Genomic DNA, 18488 nt, shown 5'->3' on the forward strand with positions numbered 1-18488 from the left:
TAGGGCGGTCGGGCCCCGTCCGTTCCCGGACGGGGCCCGACCGCCGTACGCCGCCTCCGCTACGGCCGGGTCTTCCAGGTGCGGGCCCGCAGCGGCATGCCGGAGGTGCCGGGCTCGGGGGTGCGGACCGCCAGGACCTGGTTGACGCCGATGCGGTTGCGCTCGAAGGCGAGGGCGCTGGCCGCCATGTAGAGCCGCCAGACGCGGGCCCGCCCCGGGCTGGTGAGCCGCACCGCCCGCACCCACTGCGCCTCCAGGTTGGCGACCCACCGGCGCAGGGTGAGGGCGTAGTGCTCGCGCAGGGACTCGACGTCGCGGACCTCGAACCCGGCCCGCTCCAGCTGCGTCACGGTGGTGCCGACGGGGGCGAGCTCGCCGTCCGGGAAGACGTAGGCGTCGATGAACCGGTCGACGCTGTACGCCGACTCGTCCGTCTGCGGGCGGCGGGCGATCTGGTGGTTCAGCAGCCGTCCGCCCGGCTTGAGCAGGGCGTGCAGCACCCGGGCGTACTCCAGGTAGCGCTCGCTCCCGACGTGCTCGGCCATGCCGATGGAGGAGACGGCGTCGTACGGGCCGTCGGTGACGTCCCGGTAGTCCTGCACCCGGATCTCGACCCGGTCGGTCAGCCCTTCCTCCGCGACGCGCTTGCGGGCGTAAGCGGCCTGCTCCTGCGACAGCGTGACGCCGACGACGCTCACCCCGTACTCCCGGGCGGCGTGGACGGCCATCGAGCCCCAGCCGCAGCCGACGTCCAGGAGCCGCATGCCCGGCCGCAGGTCCAGCTTGCGGCAGACCAGGTCGAGCTTGTCGCGCTGGGCGCCCTCCAGGGTGCCGTCGTCCTCCCAGTAGGCGCAGGAGTACACCATGGACGGGCCGAGGACGATCTCGTAGAAGTCGTTGCCCACGTCGTAGTGGTGGCTGATGGCGCGCTTGTCGGTGCGTCTGGTGTGCAGGTGGCGGCGCCCGCGGACCTCCTCGGGAGGCGGCGCGGGCGGTCCGGCGGGGCCACCCATCCGCAGCAGGCCCCGGACGGCCGCGCGCGCGTCGGGGTCGCGCAGCGCCCCGCCGAGTCCCCTGGCCCCCTCACCGCGCTCCCACACGAGTCCGGCCATCACCTCCAGGACCGCGTAGAGGTCTCCCTCCACCGTGAGGTCCCCGGCGACCCAGGCCCGCGCGAGCCCGAGCTCCCCCGGTTTCCAGATCAGCCGGCGCAGCGCGCGGCGGTTCCTGATCACGAGGACGGGCCCGCCGGGCGGCCCCGCCTCCGAACCGTCCCAGGCGCGGATGCGAACCGGGAGCGGGGCTCCCAGCAACTGCTCGAAAAGGCTGTTCAGCCGCAGCGCGGCGTCGGGCATGGCCACACCTCCGTGACAACGGATCCCGGAACGTCCAACACCACGTAAACACCAACCGTCCCCGCTCGCAGTCCCTCACCCGCGTCACGGATCGGCAAAACAGATGTACGCACCATGCTTTGGGGCCGGGGCCGCGCGAACGGCGGGCGCTCGAGGGGCCTTTCGCCCCACCGCGCCTGGGAACGCCGAAGGGGCCTCCCGCACCACGGATGGCGGGAGGCCCCTTCGGGACGTTCAGCGACCGGAGGTCAGGAGGCCTTGGCCTTCTCCTCGGTCTTCGCCGGCGGAAGCTGGGCCTCCGCGGCCTGCGCGACGGCGGGTGCCGGCTTGGCGGCCTCGTAGAACTCCTCGCGCGGAGTCTCGATGGCGCCGAGCGAGACGACCTCGCGCTTGAGGAACATCGCGAGCGTCCAGTCCGCGAAGACGCGGATCTTGCGGTTCCAGGTCGGCATCGCCAGACCGTGGTAGCCGCGGTGCATGTACCACGCGAGACGGCCCTTGAGCTTGATCTTCATCTTGCCCATGACGATCATCGCGACGCCCTTGTGGAGGCCGAGACCCGCGACCGCGCCCTTGTTGGAGTGCGCGTACGTCTTCTGCGGGAAGCCCCGCATACCGGAGATCACGTTGTCGCCGAGGACCTTCGCCTGACGCAGCGCGTGCTGGGCGTTCGGCGGGCACCAGGCGTTCTCCACGCCGGCCTTGCGGGCCGCGACGTCCGGCACCTGGGCGTTGTCGCCCGCGGCCCAGATGTAGTCCGTGCCCTGCACCTGGAGGGTGGGCTGGGTGTCCACGTGGCCGCGCGGGCCGAGCGGCAGACCGAAGCGGGAGAGGACCGGGTTCGGCTTGACGCCGGCCGTCCACACGATGGTGCTGGAGTCGACCTCCAGGCCGTTCTTCAGGACCACGTGACCGTCGACGCAGGAGTCCATCGAGGTCGAGAGGTAGACCTCGACCCCGCGGCTCTCCAGGTGCTCCTTGCCGTACGCGCCGAGCTTGGGGCCGACCTCGGGGAGGATCTTGTCCGCGGCGTCGACGAGGATGAAGCGCATGTCCTCGCGGGACACGTTGTTGTAGTACTTGGCCGCGTCACGGGCCATGTCCTCGACCTCGCCGATGGTCTCGGCGCCCGCGAAGCCACCGCCCACGAAGACGAAGGTCAACGCCTTGCGGCGGACGTCCTCGTCGGTCGTGGAGTCGGCCTTGTCGAGCTGCTCGAGGACGTGGTTGCGCAGGCCGATGGCCTCCTCGATGCCCTTCATGCCGATGCCCTGCTCGGCGAGGCCGGGGATCGGGAAGGTGCGGGAGACCGCGCCCATCGCGATGACGAGGTAGTCGAAGGGCAGCTCGTACGCCTCGCCGACGAGGGGCGCGACCGTGGCGACCTTGCGGTCCTGGTCGATGGTGGTGACCCGGCCGGTGAGGACTTCCGCCTTCGGCAGGACGCGTCGCAGCGGGACGACGACGTGCCGAGGGGAGATGCTGCCGGCGGCGGCTTCGGGGAGGAAGGGCTGGTAGGTCATGTACGACCGGGGGTCGACGACCGTGACGGTCGCCTCTCCGTAGCGCATCTTCTTGAGAATGCGCCGAGCTGCGTACAGGCCTACGTACCCACCGCCTACTACGAGGATCCTGGGACGCTCCGTGGTGCTCATGCCATCGAGTATCCACCCGCCTCTGGGGGGTCGCTCGTGCGCCCCTTCACAAGCATGGGTGAGGCCTCTGCTACACTGCGCGGCTCACGTGACCCAGGTCATGCCGGATCGAGGGAACCACTGTCCACCGTTGACCGTTGTCAACACCGCGTGAGCTGCCACTCCGGGCCTTCGGACCCTCTGGACCAGCCCCTCGCCTCACATGCCGGCAACACCCCTGAAACGCTCCCGTGAGCACCCCTACCGGGCTGGTGAGCCCCCCGGAAGGGCCCATCGGGCCGAATCCGCGCCCATCGGGACCGATTCTCTTGTGAAGAACTTCACGAACTTTCCCGACGGCACGTCACGGCGGGGGTTCCCGGAGCCCTCTCGGCACGCTCATACGTTATCCGACCTGCTCAAGAGAGGCTACCGGCGAGTAGTAAAGACTCCCTCACCGGCGACCCCACCGCACTGCGAGGACACCGCCTCAGGCGACGGACCAGGCGATGCCGTCGAGGATGTCGTGCTCGCTCACCACGACCTCGTCCGCGCCCACGCGCTCCATGATCGCGAGCAGCACCAGCGCGCCCGCCCCGATGACGTCGACCCGTCCCGGGTGCACCGAGGGGATCGCCGCGCGCTCGGCGTGCGTCGAGGACAGCAGCCGCTCCGTGATCTCCCGGACGCGGTCGCGGGAGATCCGGGAGTGGTGGATCGCCGCCGAGTCGTACTCGGGGAGGTCCTGCGCGATCGCCGAGACGGTGGTGACCGAACCGGCCAGGCCCACCAGGGTGCGCGCCTCGTCCAGCGGGACCGTCCGCGCGGCCAGGTAGAGCGCGGCCTCGATGTCCGCCCGGATCGCGTCGATCTGAGCGGGCGTCGGCGGATCGGTGACGGTGCCGTCGTGCACGAGGTGCCGCTCGGTCATCCGTACGCAGCCGATGTCCACGGAACGGGCGGCGCGTACGTGGTCCTCGCCGACGACCAGCTCCGTGGACCCGCCGCCGATGTCCACCACCAGGTACGGCTTCGCCAGGTCGTCGCGCCCGGTCAGCTCCTTTGTCGCCCCGGTGAAGGAGAACTCGGCCTCCTGGTCACCGGTGATGACCTCCGGCTCCACCCCGAGGATGTCCAGGACCCCCCGGACGAACTCGTCGCGGTTCTCGGCGTCGCGCGAGGCGGACGTCGCCACGAAGCGCAGGTGTTCCGCGCCGTGCTCCTTGATGACGGCCGCGTACTCGCGGCAGGCCGCGAAGGTCCGCTCCAGCGCCTCGGGGGCGAGGCGCCCCGTCCGGTCGACACCCTGGCCGAGCCGGACGATGGTCATCCGCCGGTCCAGGTCAACGAGTTCACCCGTCGCCGGGTCCGCGTCGGCGACGAGCAGACGGATCGAGTTGGTACCGCAGTCGATGGCGGCGACCCTGGTCATGCGTTCGGTCTCCTGTCGTCATGGGTTCCCCCGGGGCCCGGATCTCACCACGAGGAGAGAGGGCTTTGATCTCACCGCGGGGGAGAGAGCGCCTTGCTCTCGCCGTGCGGGAGAGAGCGCTTTGATCTCGCCGTGCGGGAGAGATTTCAGCCCGTCCGGCGTTTGAGGACGAGGCCGTCCAGGCCGAACCCGCTTCCCCCGGGTGACCGGCTTCTCGCCGCGAGGGAGAGATTCTCAGCCCGTCCGGCGTGTGGGGACAAGTCCGTCCGGTCAGAAGCGGGTTCCCCCGGGCGGCCCGGATCTCGCCGCGAGGGAGAGATTCTCAGCCCGTCCGGCGTTTGAGGACGAGGCCGTCCAGGCCGATGCGGGGGTCCGGGGGCGGCAGCCCCCGGCAACGGCGTCCACAGGGACGGTCACCCCTCGGGAGAGTCGGCCCCGGCGACGGGGACCACGCACGTTCCCTTGCGCCACCACTCCGGCAGCATGGCGATCGCCTCGTCCCCGAGCGGGTTCACCCCGGGCCCCGCGGCCAGCGAGTGCGCCACGAGCACGTGCAGGCACTTCACCCGGTCCGGCATGCCGCCCGCGCTGGGGAAGCCCTCCAGGACCTCCATGGCGTCCCGGCGGGCGATGTAGTCCTCGTGCGCCGCACGATAGGCCGCCGCCAGCTCGGGATCGGTGGCCAGACGGTCCGTCATCTCCTTCATGACGCCGTTCGCCTCCAGCGTCCCGATCGCGGAGGCGGCCCGCGGGCACGTCAGGTAGTACGTGGTCGGGAACGGCGTGCCGTCGGGCAGGCGGGGCGCCGTCTCCACCACGTCGGGCTGCCCGCAGGGACAGCGGTGCGCGATCGCGCGCAGCCCGCGCGGCGGGCGACCGAGCTGCTGCTTGAAGGCCTCGACGTCCGCGTCGGTGGGCTCGGTGCGCGGGGTGGGCGGCGGGGGCGTTTCCATGCCGTGTGTCTTGTCTTTCTGGTCAGTTACCGGGCGGCGCGGTCGGACTTGTCCACGCCGTCCCAGACGTTGGCGTACCAGGGACGGGCAGCCGCCCCCTGGTCGGTGCGGGACTTCTTCACCGCGTCCGGGTCGATCACGATGTAGCCGGTCTCGCCCGGCATCACGTAGTGCAGCCGCTGCCGGATCTGCTGCTCGGCGTACGCGTCGTCCTTCCAGCGGGCCTTGAGGTCACGCAGCTCCTCGACCCGCTGCCGGGCCTCGTCCTGCTGCCGCTCCAGCTCGGCGACCTCGGCGCGCTGGGACACGTACTGCCTTATCGGGTACGCGAGCGCCACGACGAGGGAGCACAGGACCAGCGCCAGCAGAGCCGCACGGCCCGTCAGACGGGAGCGGTGGGCCTGCCGCCTGGTCTGGGAGCGGTAGACCCTGGCCGCCGTCTGCTCACCGAGCAGCCGCAGCCTGGTCGTGGTGGAGAACCGGTCCCGGTCCTTCACGGCCATGAATCCCGCCTCCCCGGCACAAGCCCGTCACGTGCGTACGTCCCCGCACACGGTACGGGACCGAGTACGGGGACGTACGTACGACGCTTCCTACGGGTCAGCCCTTGAAGCGCGGGAACGCCGAGCGGCCGGCGTAGACCGCGGCGTCGTCGAGAATCTCCTCGATGCGCAGGAGCTGGTTGTACTTGGCGACGCGGTCCGAGCGGGCCGGTGCGCCGGTCTTGATCTGACCGCAGTTCACGGCGACGGCGAGGTCGGCGATGGTGACGTCCTCGGTCTCGCCGGAGCGGTGGGACATCATGCACTTGAAGCCGTTGCGCTGGGCCAGCTCGACGGCGTCCAGGGTCTCGGTCAGCGAGCCGATCTGGTTGACCTTGACGAGCAGGGCGTTGGCGGAGCCCTCCTCGATGCCGCGGGCCAGGCGCTCCGGGTTGGTGACGAAGAGGTCGTCGCCGACGATCTGGACCTTGTCGCCCAGCTTGTCGGTGATGACCTTCCAGCCGGCCCAGTCGTCCTCGTACAGCGGGTCCTCGATGGAGACCAGCGGGTACGCGGAGACGAGCTCCTCGTAGTACTCGGTCATCTCGGCGGCCGAGCGGGACTTGCCCTCGAACTCGTACCTGCCGTCCTTGTAGAACTCGGACGCGGCGACGTCGAGCGCGAGAGCGATCTGCTCACCGGGGATGTAACCGGCCTGCTTGATGGCCTCGACGATGAGGTCGAGGGCGGCGCGGTTGGACTCCAGGTTCGGGGCGAAGCCGCCCTCGTCGCCGAGGCCGGTGGACAGACCCTTGGTCTTCAGCACCTTCTTGAGGGTGTGGTAGACCTCGGCGCCCCAGCGCAGCGCCTCGGAGAAGGACTCCGCGCCGATCGGCGCGATCATGAACTCCTGGATGTCGACGTTCGAGTCGGCGTGCGAGCCGCCGTTCAGGATGTTCATCATCGGCACGGGCAGCAGGTGCGCGTTCGGGCCGCCGAGGTAGCGGAACAGCGGCAGGTCGCTGGCCTCGGAGGCGGCGTGCGCGACGGCGAGGGAGACGCCGAGGATGGCGTTGGCGCCGAGCGAGCCCTTGTTGTCGGTGGCGTCCAGGTCGAACATCGCCTGGTCGATCAGGCGCTGCTCGGTGGCGTCGTAGCCGACGAGCTCCGGGCCGATCTGCTCGATGACCGCGAGGACGGCCTTCTCGACGCCCTTGCCCTGGTAGCGGTTGGGGTCACCGTCGCGCAGCTCGATGGCCTCGAAGGCTCCGGTGGAGGCGCCGGACGGAACGGCGGCACGACCCGTGCTGCCGTCGTCGAGGCCGACCTCGACCTCGACGGTGGGGTTCCCTCGCGAGTCGAGGATTTCCCGGGCTACGACGACGTCGATGGACGGCACGAGCATCTCCTTCTGGGATGTGACGCGGTTACGCGGAGCCCCTTGGCCCGCTGACTGCACGGAGCCGCGGTCGGCTCCGCGACATGAGCCTAACCGGCTCCGGGCGATCGGCCAGCCGGTCGACCACCCCATGGACAGAACCGAGAGTAAATTGTTTCCGAACGGAACAAAAACCTGTCCCGTACAGGCATCCGCGACGGAGCGGCGCGTCCGGCGCGGGCATGAAAAAGCCCCGCTCCGGTGCGTACGGGGGAACACGCACCGGAGCGGGGAGCCCGTGGGGACGGGGGCGGCCCTCACGGGGTCTCCATGGCGGAGCCCCCGCATGAGGGAGGGCCGTGACCGGGCCGTGCGCCCGGCGTCAGCCGGTGTCAGCTGAGGTGGAGCTGCTGACCGGGGAAGATGAAGTCGGCGTCGTCGACGATGTCCTTGTTCAGCTTGAACAGCTTCTGCCAGCCGCCCTTGACGTGCTTCTCCGCGGCGATGGAGCTCAGGGTGTCGCCCTTGACTACCTTGTACTCGCCGTCACCCTTCTCGACCTTCTTGCCGGTCGGGGTCTCGACGGTCTTCTTGGCGGTCTCCCGCTCCGAGGAACGCGAGGCGCGCTGGTCCTGGGACTGGGGCGCCTGCTGCTGCGGCTGGGCCGTGCTCTGCGAGCCGGTGTCGGCCGCGGCGCCGCCGCCGGTGGAGGCGCCGGACAGGCCGACGCCGCAGGTCGGCCAGGCACCCTTGCCCTGCGCCGCCAGCACCTTCTCGGCGACGGCGATCTGCTGGGACTTGGAGGCCTGGTCGGCGGTGGAGGCGTAGGCCGAGCCGCCGTAGGCGGACCAGGTGGAGGCGGAGAACTGCAGGCCGCCGTAGTAACCGTTGCCGGTGTTGATCGACCAGTTGCCGCCGGACTCGCACTGGGCGACGGCGTCCCACTCGGAGGTGGTGGCGGCGGAGGCGCTGCCGGCCGCCATCAGCGGGGCGGCGATGGCGACACCGGTGACACCGGCGAGCGCGGCGACACGGGTGGCCTTGGACGGGCGACGGTGCTTGGCCTTGTTGTTACGCAGCATGAAGTGATCCCCTCACCGACGCCTGCGAGGTGAGCTGTCGGGTTCGGGCGGGTGAGTGCCCGGTCGTGCGCACATGGCGCACGGCTTCACCCCAAGCCGTTCCCGGGTGTCTCACAACTCCCGGGCCCGGCACTTACCTTGGGTCCCCCGCTCCTGCCTACGGCGCTTGACGCGACGACTGTTCCCGGGCGGCCGCTGGCAGGATTCGGCGTTGCGACCGTCGGGGCCCGCTGTGGCGAGCGATCACGACCGTAGACACGCGACGGCCGGAATTTCAAAGACGATCAGGGCTTCTGAGACCCATCTCTCACTCTCACCAAACCGGACATTGCGGTGTGAACCATGACGTGAACTACCGCTGTTTTGTACCCGATTCGCCGCCTGACGACCGCTTAGTCTCCCGCGACCTCAAGGCTCTGACCGGGGAGGATGAGGTCCGGGTCGGAGCCGACCGTCTTCTCGTTCTCCGTGTACAGCTCGTTCCATCCGCCGTTGACCGCAAGGGAGTCGGCGATGCTCGTGAGACTGTCGCCGAGACGGACGGTGTACGAGCCCTCGGAGGTGTCGTCGGAGGCGCCCGAGTCGCGCGCGGCGTGGCGCCCCGCGGAGTCCTTCTGACGCCCGGCGTCCACTCCGGTGTCCGAGGTGCGCTCGGCGCTGGCGCCGCGGTGCTTGCCGGTGCCGGTGCCCTCGCTCGCGGGGGTGCTCGGAGTGGTGGAGGAGCCGCCGGTACGACCCGACTTGTCCGAGTCGTCAGCCTTTGCCTTGCCCTTGTCCGCGGTACCGGAGTCCCGCGACTCGCTCTCCTCCGGCGTCGGGGACGCGTCGGACTTCGCCGCCTTGCCGGACCCCGACGGGGAAGGCTTGGCGCTCGTGCCGCCGGTCGACAGACCGCCCGAACCGGACGAGTTACCCTTCGCGGACGAATCGGACGGGGAGGCGTCGGGGGACGAGGACGCGTCGTCGGCGACCCCCGTGTCGACCTCGACGGAACCCGAGTTCTTGCTGAGGCCGGAGAGCGGGCCGCAGGTGGGCCAGGCCGCCAGGCCCTGTCCGTCGAGCAGTTTCTCGGCGACGGCTATCTGCTGCGAGCGGCTCGCCTCGTCGGGGCTCGGCGCGTAGTCGAGGCCGCCGTACTTGTCCCAGTTCTCCTGGGTCATCTGGAGGCCGCCGTAGAACCCGTTGCCGTTGTCGGCACTCCAGGAGCCGCCGCTCTCGCACTCCGCGACCCGGTCCCACGTGGTGCCGTCGGCTGCGCTCGCGCCGGTGGCGCCGAGCAACGGGATGGCGATTGCCGATCCGGTGACGCCGGCCGCGACGATGATTGCCGGAGCCTGGCGGGGGCGACGGTGACGACCGTTCCCGGAGAGCATGCGGTGGGCCTTTCGGAGACAGCGGTGACAGACGCGACGGAAGATCCATCGCGTTGATGCGTGAACGTATCGGCACTCGAACGCTTGTCACAAGTCGATGCAGCGCAGATCACGTGAAGATCACAGTTTTGACGGTGTGTCATGTTTGACCGGGCACCACGCTCGCGCCGCCGAAGTGCGAACTCCCGCCGCATGTCCCGGTTGTGGCACTTCGCCCCTGTCGGTGCCGGCCGCGAAACGGATCGCGTGCCCTCCGGCCGGGCCGCCGCCACCGCTACCGGGGCGGCGTGAACTCCACCGGCAGCGTGCGCAGTCCGCGCATGATGAGCCCGCCGCGCCAGCGCAGATCCGCCGGGTCCGCGGCCAGCCGCAGGTCCGGCAGGCGGGTCAGCAGCGTGGCCAGGGCGGTCTGCCCCTCCAGCCGGGCGAGCGGCGCACCGAGGCAGTAGTGGATGCCGTGCCCGTATCCGAGGTGCTGGTTGTCACGGCGGGAGAGGTCCAGCGCGTCCGGCTGCTCGAACCGCTCCGGGTCGCGGTCGGCGGCCGCGAGGACGACGAGGACGGGGTCGCCCGCGGCGATGTCCTGGCCGCCGATCCGGACGGCCTCTGTCGCGAAGCGCCAGGTGGCGAGCTCCACGGGCCCGTCGAAGCGGAGGAGTTCCTCGACGCCGGTCTCCAGCAGCGCGCTCTCCCCGGCGGCGAGCGAGTCCTGGAGCCGCCGCCGCTGCTCGGGGTGGGTGAGCAGCGCGTAGGTCCCGTTGCCGATCAGGTTCACGGTCGTCTCGAAGCCGGCGAACAGCAGGATGAAGGCCATCGCCGCCGCCTCGTTCTCCGTGAGGTGCTCGCCGTGGTCGGAGGCCCGGATCAGCCCGGAGATCAGGTCCTCGCCGGGTCCCGGCACGTCGGGGAGCGCCTCGCGCTTGCGGTGGATCAGCTCGGCGAGGTAGCCGCGCATCTTCTTGACCGACCGGGCGACACCGCCGCGGGGCCCGCCGCCGTGCCGGATCATCATCCCGGCCCAGTCCCGGAAGTCGTCCTGGTCCTCGCGCGGGACGCCGAGCAGGTCGCAGATGGCGTAGATGGGGAGCGGGAAGGCGAAGTCGTGGATGAGGTCGGCCTCGCCCCGCTCGGCGAACCGGTCGATGAGCTGGTCGGTGAGTTCCTGGACGCGGGGCGCGAACTCGGCCACCCGCCGGGGCGTGAACGCCTTGCTGACCAGACGGCGCAGACGGGTGTGGTCCGGCGGGTCGATGTTCAGCAGATGCGTCATCAGCTCGGCCTTGCGCTCGCCCGGGATGCCGGTCTTGCCCTTGGCGTGCGCGGGTTCGTCGTGGTGCGCCGGGTTCTTGCTGAGCCGTCCGTCCGCGAGGGCCTGCCGGGCGTCCCCGTACCGGGTGACCAGCCAGGCCTCCACCCCGCTGGGCAGCCGCGTCCGGTGCACGGGAGCGTGCTCACGCAGCCAGGCGTACGCCGGATACGGATCGGTGGCGAACTCCCAGCTGAAGAGCTCGGGGACGGGAGCACCGGCGCCGGGGGCGGCGGGGACATCGGCGCCGGGGGCGGCGTCGGTGGTGGGGGTGTTCGCGGCGGGGGTGCTGCTCGGGTGGGCGGGCTGTACGGGGTCTTCGGTCACGCGTCGACGGTATCCGGCACCTCGCGGAGGGGGACGGGGAGCGTTCGGGGGCGGGGCGCCGTGCGGTGCGGAGGGCTGGGGGGGGGCGTTGGGAGCGCCGGGCCATGCGGGGCCCGGGACCGGAGGGCGTTGGGAGCGCCGAGCCGTGCGGGCGGAGGGCTGGGGGCGTTGGGAGCGCCGAGCCGTGCGGGCGGAGGGCTGGGGGCGTTGGGAGCGCCGAGCCGCGTGGGGCGGAGGCCCGGCGGACGTTCGGGAGTGCCGCGCCGACCGGGGTGGTACCACCGTCCCGGCCGGGCGGGCGTGCGATCCGGCCATCCGGCGGGCCGGGTCGAACACCCGCCGCGCGGTCGTCCGTACGGCCGGACGGACAGATCCCGCGGGTTCCCGTCCCCTTGTGGGCCGCCGCCGGACACCCTCGGACAAGCGTGTTCAGCGACGCGCTCGCCGGGGCCCGGGCACTTCACCCCGGACTGTCCACAAATGGCCCGCGACTTGACTTCGCGGTTCGAGACGTCCCTACATTCCGCCCGTGGACCCCGAAATACTCAGATCCAGCTTCGCGGTCGTCGAACGACGGGCCGAGTTCGCGGTCAAGTACTTCTACTCGCACCTGTTCCGGCACCACCCGGACATCCGCGAGCTCTTCCCGCTGGACTTCCCGGACGACATGCAGCGGCAGCGGGACCGGCTCTTCGGTGCCCTCACCCAGGTCGTGGGCCGGCTGGAGGACCCGACGCTTGCGGGGTACCTCGGGGAACTGGGACGGGACCACCGCAAGTACCTGGCGGAGCCTGCGCACTACACGGCCGTCGGGACGAGCCTGATCGCCGCCTTCGCCGCCGTGGCGGGATCGGCGTGGAACGCGGAGGTCGAGAAGGCGTGGGGCGAGGCGTACGCGACGATCGCGGACGCGATGCTCCAGGGCGCCTGGGAGGCCGAGAACGGCGACGAACCCCCCTGGTGGGACGCCGAGATCGTCGCGCGAAGGCGGTACGGGGAGGACGTCGTCGTCCTGACGCTGCGCCCCGCCCGTCCCCTCACCCACCTCCCCGGCCAGTACGTCAGCGTCAACGTCCCCTACTTACCGGGCATATGGCGTCCTTACTCGGTGGGCAACGCGCCCCGGCCCGACCACACGCTCGACCTCCACGTCAGCCGGGTGGAGGGAGGGGTCCTGTCCACCGCCCTGGTACGGCAGACCCGCGAGGGCGACGTGCTCCGGCTGGGCGCGCCGGGCGGCGGGCTGACGCTGCGGCCCCCGGAGGACCGGCCCGTCACCTTCGTCGCCGCCGGGACCGGCTGGGCGCCCGTCAAGGCCCTCCTGGAGCAACTGGTCCAGCTCGAACGGCTCGCGGGTCTGGACGACGCGCCCTACGACTCCCGCCTCTTCGTCGTCGCGCGCGACCTCGCCCACGTCTACGATCGCGCCTCCATCGAGGAGTTGCGGGCGCGTCTCCCCCGGCTGGCCGTCACCTTCATCACGCCCGCACCGGGCCGACCCAAGACGCAGGCCACCGAGCGGCTCCTGACGGCGTTCGGAAACCGCGCCAACTGGGCCCAGCACGACGTGTATCTCGCCGGACCGCCCCAGCTCGTCGAGGAGATCGGCGACGCCCTCCCCGCCCTCGGTACCGCGCCCGAGCGGATCTTCCACGACCTGCTTCCGACCGTGCGGGAGTTCGACCCCCGGCCGTCGGGTCCCGCCGAGTGGTTCCTGGACCGGACCCGGCCGAGCTGGCACAACCCGTCGAGCCGCGAACCCGGCGACTGACCGGACCCGCACCGGGCCAGACACCGACACCGACACCCCCCGCGAAACCCGGGGCGAACCGTCAGCCTTCGTCCGTGCCCCGTCTTGATTCCTCCGTCGCCCTGATCGCGTCCCGGTAGGCGCGGGCCGCCGCGCGCAGTGCCGTCTCCGGGTCGACGCCGGCCTCCTCGGCGCGTGCCGCCGCGGCCAGCAGTTCGTAGCCCACGCCCTCGCCCCGGGGCAGCGGGACCTCGAGGCCGGCCGTGCGGACGCGGGAGGCGAGCTTCGCGGCCAGCGCGAGTCCGGGCTGGCCGAGGGGGATGCCCTCCGTGACCGAGGTCCGGCGCTTCTCCTCCGCCTTGGTGCGCAGCCAGTGCTCCTTGACCTCCTCGGGGGTCGAGGCGGACGCGTCCCCGAAGACATGGGGGTGGCGGTGGATGAGCTTGGTGACGATGCCGCCCGCCACGTCGTCGATCGAGAAGGGCTCGGAGCCGTCCTCGGGGCTGCCCTCCTCGGCGATCCGCGCGTGGAAGACGACCTGGAGCAGGACATCGCCGAGCTCTTCCCGCAGCTCGTCCCGGTCGCCCTCCTCGATGGCCTCGACCAGCTCGTACGCCTCCTCGATGCCGTACTTCGCGAGGCCCTCGTGGGTCTGGCGGGACGACCAGGGGCACTCGGCGCGGATGCGGTCCATGACCTGGACGAGGTCCAGGAGCCGGGCGCCCGGCAGGTCGTACGAGGCGGGGAGCAGCTCCAGGTCCGGCATCTGTATGCGTCCGGAGCCGGCGAGACGCGCGAGTCCGTCGGTCAGGCGCGGTTCGCCCTCACCGGTGGCGACGACGACCACCGTGCGCCCGCCCGCACAGAGGTCGAGCAGCTCCTCGGCGGTCGGGGATGCCTCGTCGACCGGGACGCCCGCCTCGCGCAGGTACGGCAGCTGGGGATGTGCGCCGTCCGCGCACAGGACGCGGTCGGCCGTGTGCAGGGCCTGCCAGGCGGGCCAGGACAGCAGTCCGGGGGCGACGCGGTGGCTGGTGGTGAGCAGGACGACGCGGCCGGGGGCGGGGGCGCCGGCGTCGGGCACGGAGGTGTCGCGGCCGGGCGCGGCGCCGGTCTCGGAGCCGCTCGCGTTCGGGTCGCCGTCGAGGCTGGTTGCGTTCACCCTTCGAACGTAACCCACCCCGCCGACGCCCCCGGCGGTTGTCCACAGGCGGTGGCCTTCGGCCGGTGGGCTGAACCGTTTGTCCACAGCCCACCGGTCGCGGTCAGGCGGGCTTCTGAGCCGCCGCGGTGATCTCCCGCAGCCACGGGGTCTTCGCGTCGACGCGGCTGCTCTTCTCTACGTCCCAGGTGCCGTAGCGCGGGTTCAGGTCGACGTGGAGCTTCTTGGAGGCGTCGGACATGGCCTTCCAGAACGTGGCCTTGCCCGCCTCGGTGTTCATGTCGGCGCCGAGCGCGGCGGCGAGCTTCTGCGCCTCGATCTCGGTGCGGAGGCTGTCGTCGAGACGCTGGGGAGCCACGCCGTACTGCTGGAGCCAGGCCGTCTCCAGCGCCTTGGCACCGCCCGCCTGCCGTTCCAGACCGGCGCGCATCTGCTGGGTGTCCTTGCGGGTGACGCTCACGCCCGCGTCCTCGGCGGCGCGCGCCAGGACCCGGTCCAGGACCAGGCTGTGCAGGGTGTCGCGGGTCAGGCTGCCGGTCTTGGCGATGGCCTGCTCGTACTGGGCGTCGTCCTTGGTGGCGTCCCGCTGTGCCACGCGTACCTCGTTCACCCGGCTCTCCAGCTGGCCGACCGTGATCCGCTGGCCGCCCACGACGGCGGCGGCGCCGGGGTGGGCGTCGCTGCCGCAGGCGGTGAGCAGGGGGGCCGCGGCGATGATCGCGGCGGAGAGGACGAGCGCGGTGCGACGGCGGTGCAAGGAAGCCTCCCGAGGAGATTGTGCGACGGTGCACAAGGTCTTGCGGTGATCGATGTTAGGCAGTGGCTCAGCTCTCGGCCACCCATTCGACCAACGATTCGCGAGGACTTCGGGCACCCTCGCGCCCGCGTGTCCGCCGCCGGAACCACCGGGCCGGCCCGCGGACCCCCGGCCCGGGGCGCCGCCGGGTGCGCTGCCGGCGGGCGCGGCGGGGCGTCAGCCCGTGATCGCCACCGGTGCGTCCCAGGCGTCGCGGTCCACGGTGATCGTGTAACCGCCGCGCGACTCCTTGCTGTTGACCATGTACTGGTGGGCGCGGCTGTGGTTCGTCCAGCGGTCGGCGGCGAACGGCCAGTCGGCGGTCGTGGTGTTCTGCTTGTCCCACAGCGCGTACCAGAGGTTGCCCGGCAGGTCCGTGCGGTCGCTCGCGTCGGCGATCGCCTTGGCGCTGGAGCTCCGGAAGCCGTAGAACCCGGTGCGGTACGTCTTGGCGTGCAGGGTCTTGTCGAAGGCGCGGACGTACGTCAGCACGGCGTCGTCGCACGCCGTGTTCGTGACGTCGTAGGCCTCCATGTCCAGGTAGATCGGGCTGCCCGCCTTCATGCCGAGGGCGGACGCCTTGGTGACCGCGTCGGCGGCGTCGGTGGCGCCGAGCGAGGCCGCGGTGGCGGCGGTGATCTTCTCGGGGCTGGAGCCCGTCTGGCACGGCGGCTGCGCCCCGACGTACAGGGGGATGAGCTTCCAGCCGGTGGTGCTGACGGACTTCACCCAGGAGGCGGTCAGGTTGGGCTGCGCGCATCCGCGGTTCTTGCCGCCGACGTAGACGGCGGCCGCGCCGTAGAAGCCCGTGTGCCAGGCCTTCATCGCGTTCAGCGACGGCGCGGCGCAGGTGTCGAACGCGCGGCCCGTGTACGTCCGCTGGGCGGGCCAGACGGTGGTCGCCGTGGAGGTCTGCGCGGCGATCCCGGCGCCGGCGACCACGGCCGCTCCCGCCGCCCCCCAGGCCACGTATCTGCGCCTCTTCGACTGCCGATGGCTGGACATGTGGACCCACCCCATGGTTCGTGTGCTCGGTGTGCGCGGCACGCAAGCGTGCGGCACGGATGCGGGCACGCGCGCGTGGCGCACGAAAACGGATCGAAACGTAGCCCACGTCGCATCCGTGTTCGGGAAACTGCGGACCTTGATCGACACAACATTCGGCCAAGGCCGCGCAAAACCCGCGCGTGCCGGCGTCCGGCGGCCCGGTCAGCCCCGGACCTGCCCCAGCCACTGCAGGGTGCGGCGGACCTCCGCCGCGACCGGATGCCCGGGGCCCTTCAGCCGCTCGACGTCGTGCAGCAGCCGGGCGAGGGTGTCGTGGGCGGCGGGCCGGTCGCCGAGGGCGAGCAGCAGGTGGCCGATGCGGCGGCGGACCTCCAGGGACAGCTCGGGGTCGCCGGCCACGTACTGGTTCTCGTAATACGGCAGCAGGGCGCGGTACTCCGCGAGCGCGGCGGCGGGTTCGCCGAGCTGCTCCAGGCACTGGGCGGCCTCGTAGCGGAAGCGCAGCGACTGCGTGTCGGCCTGTCCGGCCTCGGCGGCCCGCTCGTCGGCGAGGCGGCGCAGCTCGGGCAGGGCGCGCCGGTACTGGCCGTCGTCCATGAGGGTGGCGGCGTACTGCTTGCGCAGGGTGCGCACGACGGGCGAGTGCTCGCCGTGCTGGGCGGCGGCGGCCGGGAGGATCGCACCGAGGATGTCGACGGCCTGGGTGATGCGGCCCTCGCCGAGCAATCGCTTGACCTCGTCGACGGCGCCCGCCACGTCGGGCTTCTCGACCCCGGTCGAGGCGACGGCCGCCGCGGACGGCTGCGGCGCCGGGATGCGGGCGCGGTCCGGCCAGGGCGCGTGCGGGCGCAGGAAGGGGCGCGTGGGGTCGAGCGGCGCGCCCGAGGGCATGCCGCGCGCGGGCAGCAGCGGCAGCAGCTGCTCGTACGTCTCCTGCGCGGAACCGGGGCGGTGCTGCGGGTCCTTGGCGAGCAGCCGCAGCACCAGGTGCTCCAGGGCCTCCGGGACCTCGGGCCGCATCCGGCGCACGGGGAGCGGCGGCTCGTAGAGGTGGCGGTGCAGCACGCCGAGCGCGGTGGAGCCCGAGAACGGCACGTCCCCGCTGAGGAGTTCGTGCAGCAGCACACCGAGCGCGTACAGGTCGGTGTACGGTCCGACCGCCCCGCCCATCGCCTGCTCGGGCGCCATGTAGGCGGGGCTGCCGATGGGCGAACCGGTGTGCGTGAGGCGGGTGGTGTCGGTGTCCATGACGGACGCGACGCCGAGGTCGAGGACGGTGACCGTGCCGTCCTGCTTGACCATCACGTTCCGCGGTTTCAGGTCGCGGTGGACGATCGGCACGGCGTGCACGGCGGAGAGCACGGCGCACAGCTGCGCCGCGACGGCGACCGCCCACTGCCAGGGGTAGGGGTCGTGCTCGGCGAGATGGTCGGAGAGGTCGGCTCCGTCGACGTACTGCATGACGAGGAAGAGTTCCTCGCCCTCGCTACCCGCGTCGTGGACGGTGACCAGGCCCGGGTGGTCGACCTGCGCGGTGACACGGCACTCGCGCACGAAGCGGCGGCGCAGTTCGTCGGCCTCCTGGCCCGCGACCTTGTCGGGGCGCAGCAGCTTCACGGCGACACGCCGGTCCAGGCGGCGGTCGTACGCCGTCCAGACCTGGCCCATGCCGCCCTGCCCGATGAGCGTGGACAGCTCGTAGCGGTCGGCGACCACGCGCCCGGTCGTCACGCTCACCGGCCGTCCTCGTGGCCGCCGTCGTGCTTGCGCAGGTAGTCGCTGAGCTCGTCGAGCTCGGCGCGCACCTGGTCGATCCGGGCGGGAGCCGGCCGCGTGGGCGGGACGGGCGTGGCGGGGGCGGGGGTCTCCGGTACGGGGGTGTGCGCGAAGGGCGTGTGCGGCACGGGGGTCGCGGGGTGCGCGACCGGGTACGGCGCGGGCTGGGGATAGCCGTAGTGCGCGGCGTGCTGCTGCTGCGGATAGCCGGCCGCGGGCAGGCGGTGGTAGTGGCGGATGTCCGCGAACAGGAAGTAAGCGGTGCAGGCGACGGCGTTGAGCAGCAGGATGATCATGCCGACGTTGCCGTTCGGGCTGCTGAAGTCGTCGGTGTGGTCGGTGCTGAGGAACGCGAAGCTGATGCCGAGGACCACGAGCGAACCCACGAAGATCCACCAGTCCGCGGCCCGGCGGGTGACGATGGCGACCCGCAACGGCGAGACCCACGCGAGGAATCCGATGGTCAGCAGCGGCACCGCCGCGAAGATCACGCGCAGCACGACCAGCGCCCCGGTCGAGGGTCGCTTCGGCGGAGGCGGCGCGTAGCCGTGGCCGTGCATGGCTGCTCCCGGAGGCCTGGTGGGATGGAAGGGTGAGCTGGAAGTCCGAGCGTATAGGCCGACAAGCGTCACCGGTCCCGGGTTGTACCGAACCGTTGTCGTGCTGATCACGTC

15 protein-coding genes and 1 riboswitch are annotated in these 18488 nt (G+C 71.7%); of the genes, 1 reads left to right on the forward strand and 14 read right to left on the reverse strand.

Annotation, left to right across the window (positions count from 1 at the left end; genetic code table 11):
• Positions 1 to 59 precede the first annotated feature (59 nt).
• From ACZ4VA_RS23480 to ACZ4VA_RS23520, 9 genes are all read right to left on the reverse strand, one after another.
• A complete protein-coding gene (locus ACZ4VA_RS23480; RefSeq protein ID WP_356164050.1) occupies positions 60 to 1355 on the reverse strand; it encodes a class I SAM-dependent methyltransferase in 1296 nt (431 codons plus the stop codon).
• 248 nt (positions 1356 to 1603) lie between these two features.
• Complete coding sequence (locus tag ACZ4VA_RS23485) at positions 1604 to 3010, reverse strand: NAD(P)/FAD-dependent oxidoreductase (protein ID WP_356164048.1); 1407 nt, start codon at positions 3008 to 3010, stop codon at positions 1604 to 1606.
• A gap of 469 nt (positions 3011 to 3479) precedes the next feature.
• Positions 3480 to 4421: a Ppx/GppA phosphatase family protein gene (locus ACZ4VA_RS23490; RefSeq protein WP_468082462.1), complete on the reverse strand. Its 942-nt coding sequence runs from the start codon at positions 4419 to 4421 to the stop codon at positions 3480 to 3482.
• A 413-nt stretch (positions 4422 to 4834) separates the two neighbouring features.
• The gene (locus ACZ4VA_RS23495) at positions 4835 to 5374 is read right to left on the reverse strand and encodes a DUF501 domain-containing protein (protein WP_356164044.1); all 540 of its coding nucleotides are present in this window, start codon (positions 5372 to 5374) and stop codon (positions 4835 to 4837) included.
• Positions 5375 to 5400: 26 nt separating this feature from the next.
• Entirely contained in the window at positions 5401 to 5877 is a 477-nt protein-coding gene (locus ACZ4VA_RS23500) for an FtsB family cell division protein (RefSeq protein WP_355793911.1), read from the reverse strand.
• A 97-nt stretch (positions 5878 to 5974) separates the two neighbouring features.
• Complete coding sequence (eno, locus tag ACZ4VA_RS23505; protein ID WP_355793912.1) at positions 5975 to 7261, reverse strand: phosphopyruvate hydratase; 1287 nt, start codon at positions 7259 to 7261, stop codon at positions 5975 to 5977.
• A gap of 365 nt (positions 7262 to 7626) precedes the next feature.
• Entirely contained in the window at positions 7627 to 8316 is a 690-nt protein-coding gene (locus tag ACZ4VA_RS23510) for a transglycosylase family protein (protein ID WP_356164041.1), read from the reverse strand.
• Between the two features lie 4 nt (positions 8317 to 8320).
• Positions 8321 to 8491, reverse strand: a riboswitch (cyclic di-AMP (ydaO/yuaA leader).
• Between the two features lie 217 nt (positions 8492 to 8708).
• Positions 8709 to 9689, reverse strand: a complete 981-nt coding sequence (locus ACZ4VA_RS23515; protein ID WP_389390774.1) for a LysM peptidoglycan-binding domain-containing protein — start codon at positions 9687 to 9689, stop codon at positions 8709 to 8711.
• Positions 9690 to 9963: 274 nt separating this feature from the next.
• Positions 9964 to 11322, reverse strand: a complete 1359-nt coding sequence (locus ACZ4VA_RS23520) for a cytochrome P450 family protein (RefSeq protein ID WP_356239547.1) — start codon at positions 11320 to 11322, stop codon at positions 9964 to 9966.
• 529 nt (positions 11323 to 11851) lie between these two features.
• Here ACZ4VA_RS23520 and ACZ4VA_RS23525 point away from each other — a divergent pair.
• On the forward strand, positions 11852 to 13093 hold the full coding sequence (locus tag ACZ4VA_RS23525) for a globin domain-containing protein (protein WP_356239545.1): 1242 nt from the start codon (positions 11852 to 11854) through the stop codon (positions 13091 to 13093).
• Positions 13094 to 13154: 61 nt separating this feature from the next.
• On the opposite strand, the gene ACZ4VA_RS23530 is transcribed toward ACZ4VA_RS23525, so the two are convergent.
• The 5 genes from ACZ4VA_RS23530 to ACZ4VA_RS23550 all read right to left on the reverse strand — a co-directional run bounded on the left by ACZ4VA_RS23530 (position 13155) and on the right by ACZ4VA_RS23550 (position 18374).
• Positions 13155 to 14156, reverse strand: coding sequence for a nucleoside triphosphate pyrophosphohydrolase (locus tag ACZ4VA_RS23530; RefSeq protein ID WP_356239619.1), 1002 nt, complete (start codon positions 14154 to 14156; stop codon positions 13155 to 13157).
• A gap of 181 nt (positions 14157 to 14337) precedes the next feature.
• Positions 14338 to 14991 carry a SurA N-terminal domain-containing protein gene (locus ACZ4VA_RS23535; RefSeq protein WP_355788490.1) on the reverse strand — a complete coding sequence of 218 codons (654 nt, stop codon included), beginning with the start codon at positions 14989 to 14991 and terminating at the stop codon, positions 14338 to 14340.
• A 216-nt stretch (positions 14992 to 15207) separates the two neighbouring features.
• A complete protein-coding gene (locus tag ACZ4VA_RS23540) occupies positions 15208 to 16035 on the reverse strand; it encodes a glycoside hydrolase domain-containing protein (protein WP_355788487.1) in 828 nt (275 codons plus the stop codon).
• 204 nt (positions 16036 to 16239) lie between these two features.
• A complete protein-coding gene (locus ACZ4VA_RS23545; protein ID WP_355788496.1) occupies positions 16240 to 17733 on the reverse strand; it encodes a protein kinase domain-containing protein in 1494 nt (497 codons plus the stop codon).
• A gap of 38 nt (positions 17734 to 17771) precedes the next feature.
• Positions 17772 to 18374, reverse strand: a complete 603-nt coding sequence (locus ACZ4VA_RS23550; protein ID WP_355788484.1) for a hypothetical protein — start codon at positions 18372 to 18374, stop codon at positions 17772 to 17774.
• Between the last annotated feature and the right edge of the window lie 114 nt (positions 18375 to 18488).

The organism is Streptomyces sp. NPDC028308 (assembly GCF_055565855.1).

What these genes read in the sequence shown, in the direction of transcription:
- ACZ4VA_RS23485 (WP_356164048.1), bottom strand. Translation starts at nt 3,010, where the DNA reads ATGAGCACCACGGAGCGTCCCAGGATCCTCGTAGTAGGCGGTGGGTAC.
- ACZ4VA_RS23540 (WP_355788487.1), bottom strand. Translation starts at nt 16,035, where the DNA reads ATGTCCAGCCATCGGCAGTCGAAGAGGCGCAGATACGTGGCCTGGGGG.
- ACZ4VA_RS23500 (WP_355793911.1), bottom strand. Translation starts at nt 5,877, where the DNA reads ATGGCCGTGAAGGACCGGGACCGGTTCTCCACCACGACCAGGCTGCGG.
- ACZ4VA_RS23480 (WP_356164050.1), bottom strand. Translation starts at nt 1,355, where the DNA reads ATGCCCGACGCCGCGCTGCGGCTGAACAGCCTTTTCGAGCAGTTGCTG.
- ACZ4VA_RS23515 (WP_389390774.1), bottom strand. Translation starts at nt 9,689, where the DNA reads ATGCTCTCCGGGAACGGTCGTCACCGTCGCCCCCGCCAGGCTCCGGCA.
- ACZ4VA_RS23495 (WP_356164044.1), bottom strand. Translation starts at nt 5,374, where the DNA reads ATGGAAACGCCCCCGCCGCCCACCCCGCGCACCGAGCCCACCGACGCG.
- ACZ4VA_RS23510 (WP_356164041.1), bottom strand. Translation starts at nt 8,316, where the DNA reads ATGCTGCGTAACAACAAGGCCAAGCACCGTCGCCCGTCCAAGGCCACC.
- ACZ4VA_RS23550 (WP_355788484.1), bottom strand. Translation starts at nt 18,374, where the DNA reads ATGCACGGCCACGGCTACGCGCCGCCTCCGCCGAAGCGACCCTCGACC.
- ACZ4VA_RS23490 (WP_468082462.1), bottom strand. Translation starts at nt 4,421, where the DNA reads ATGACCAGGGTCGCCGCCATCGACTGCGGTACCAACTCGATCCGTCTG.
- eno (WP_355793912.1), bottom strand. Translation starts at nt 7,261, where the DNA reads ATGCTCGTGCCGTCCATCGACGTCGTCGTAGCCCGGGAAATCCTCGAC.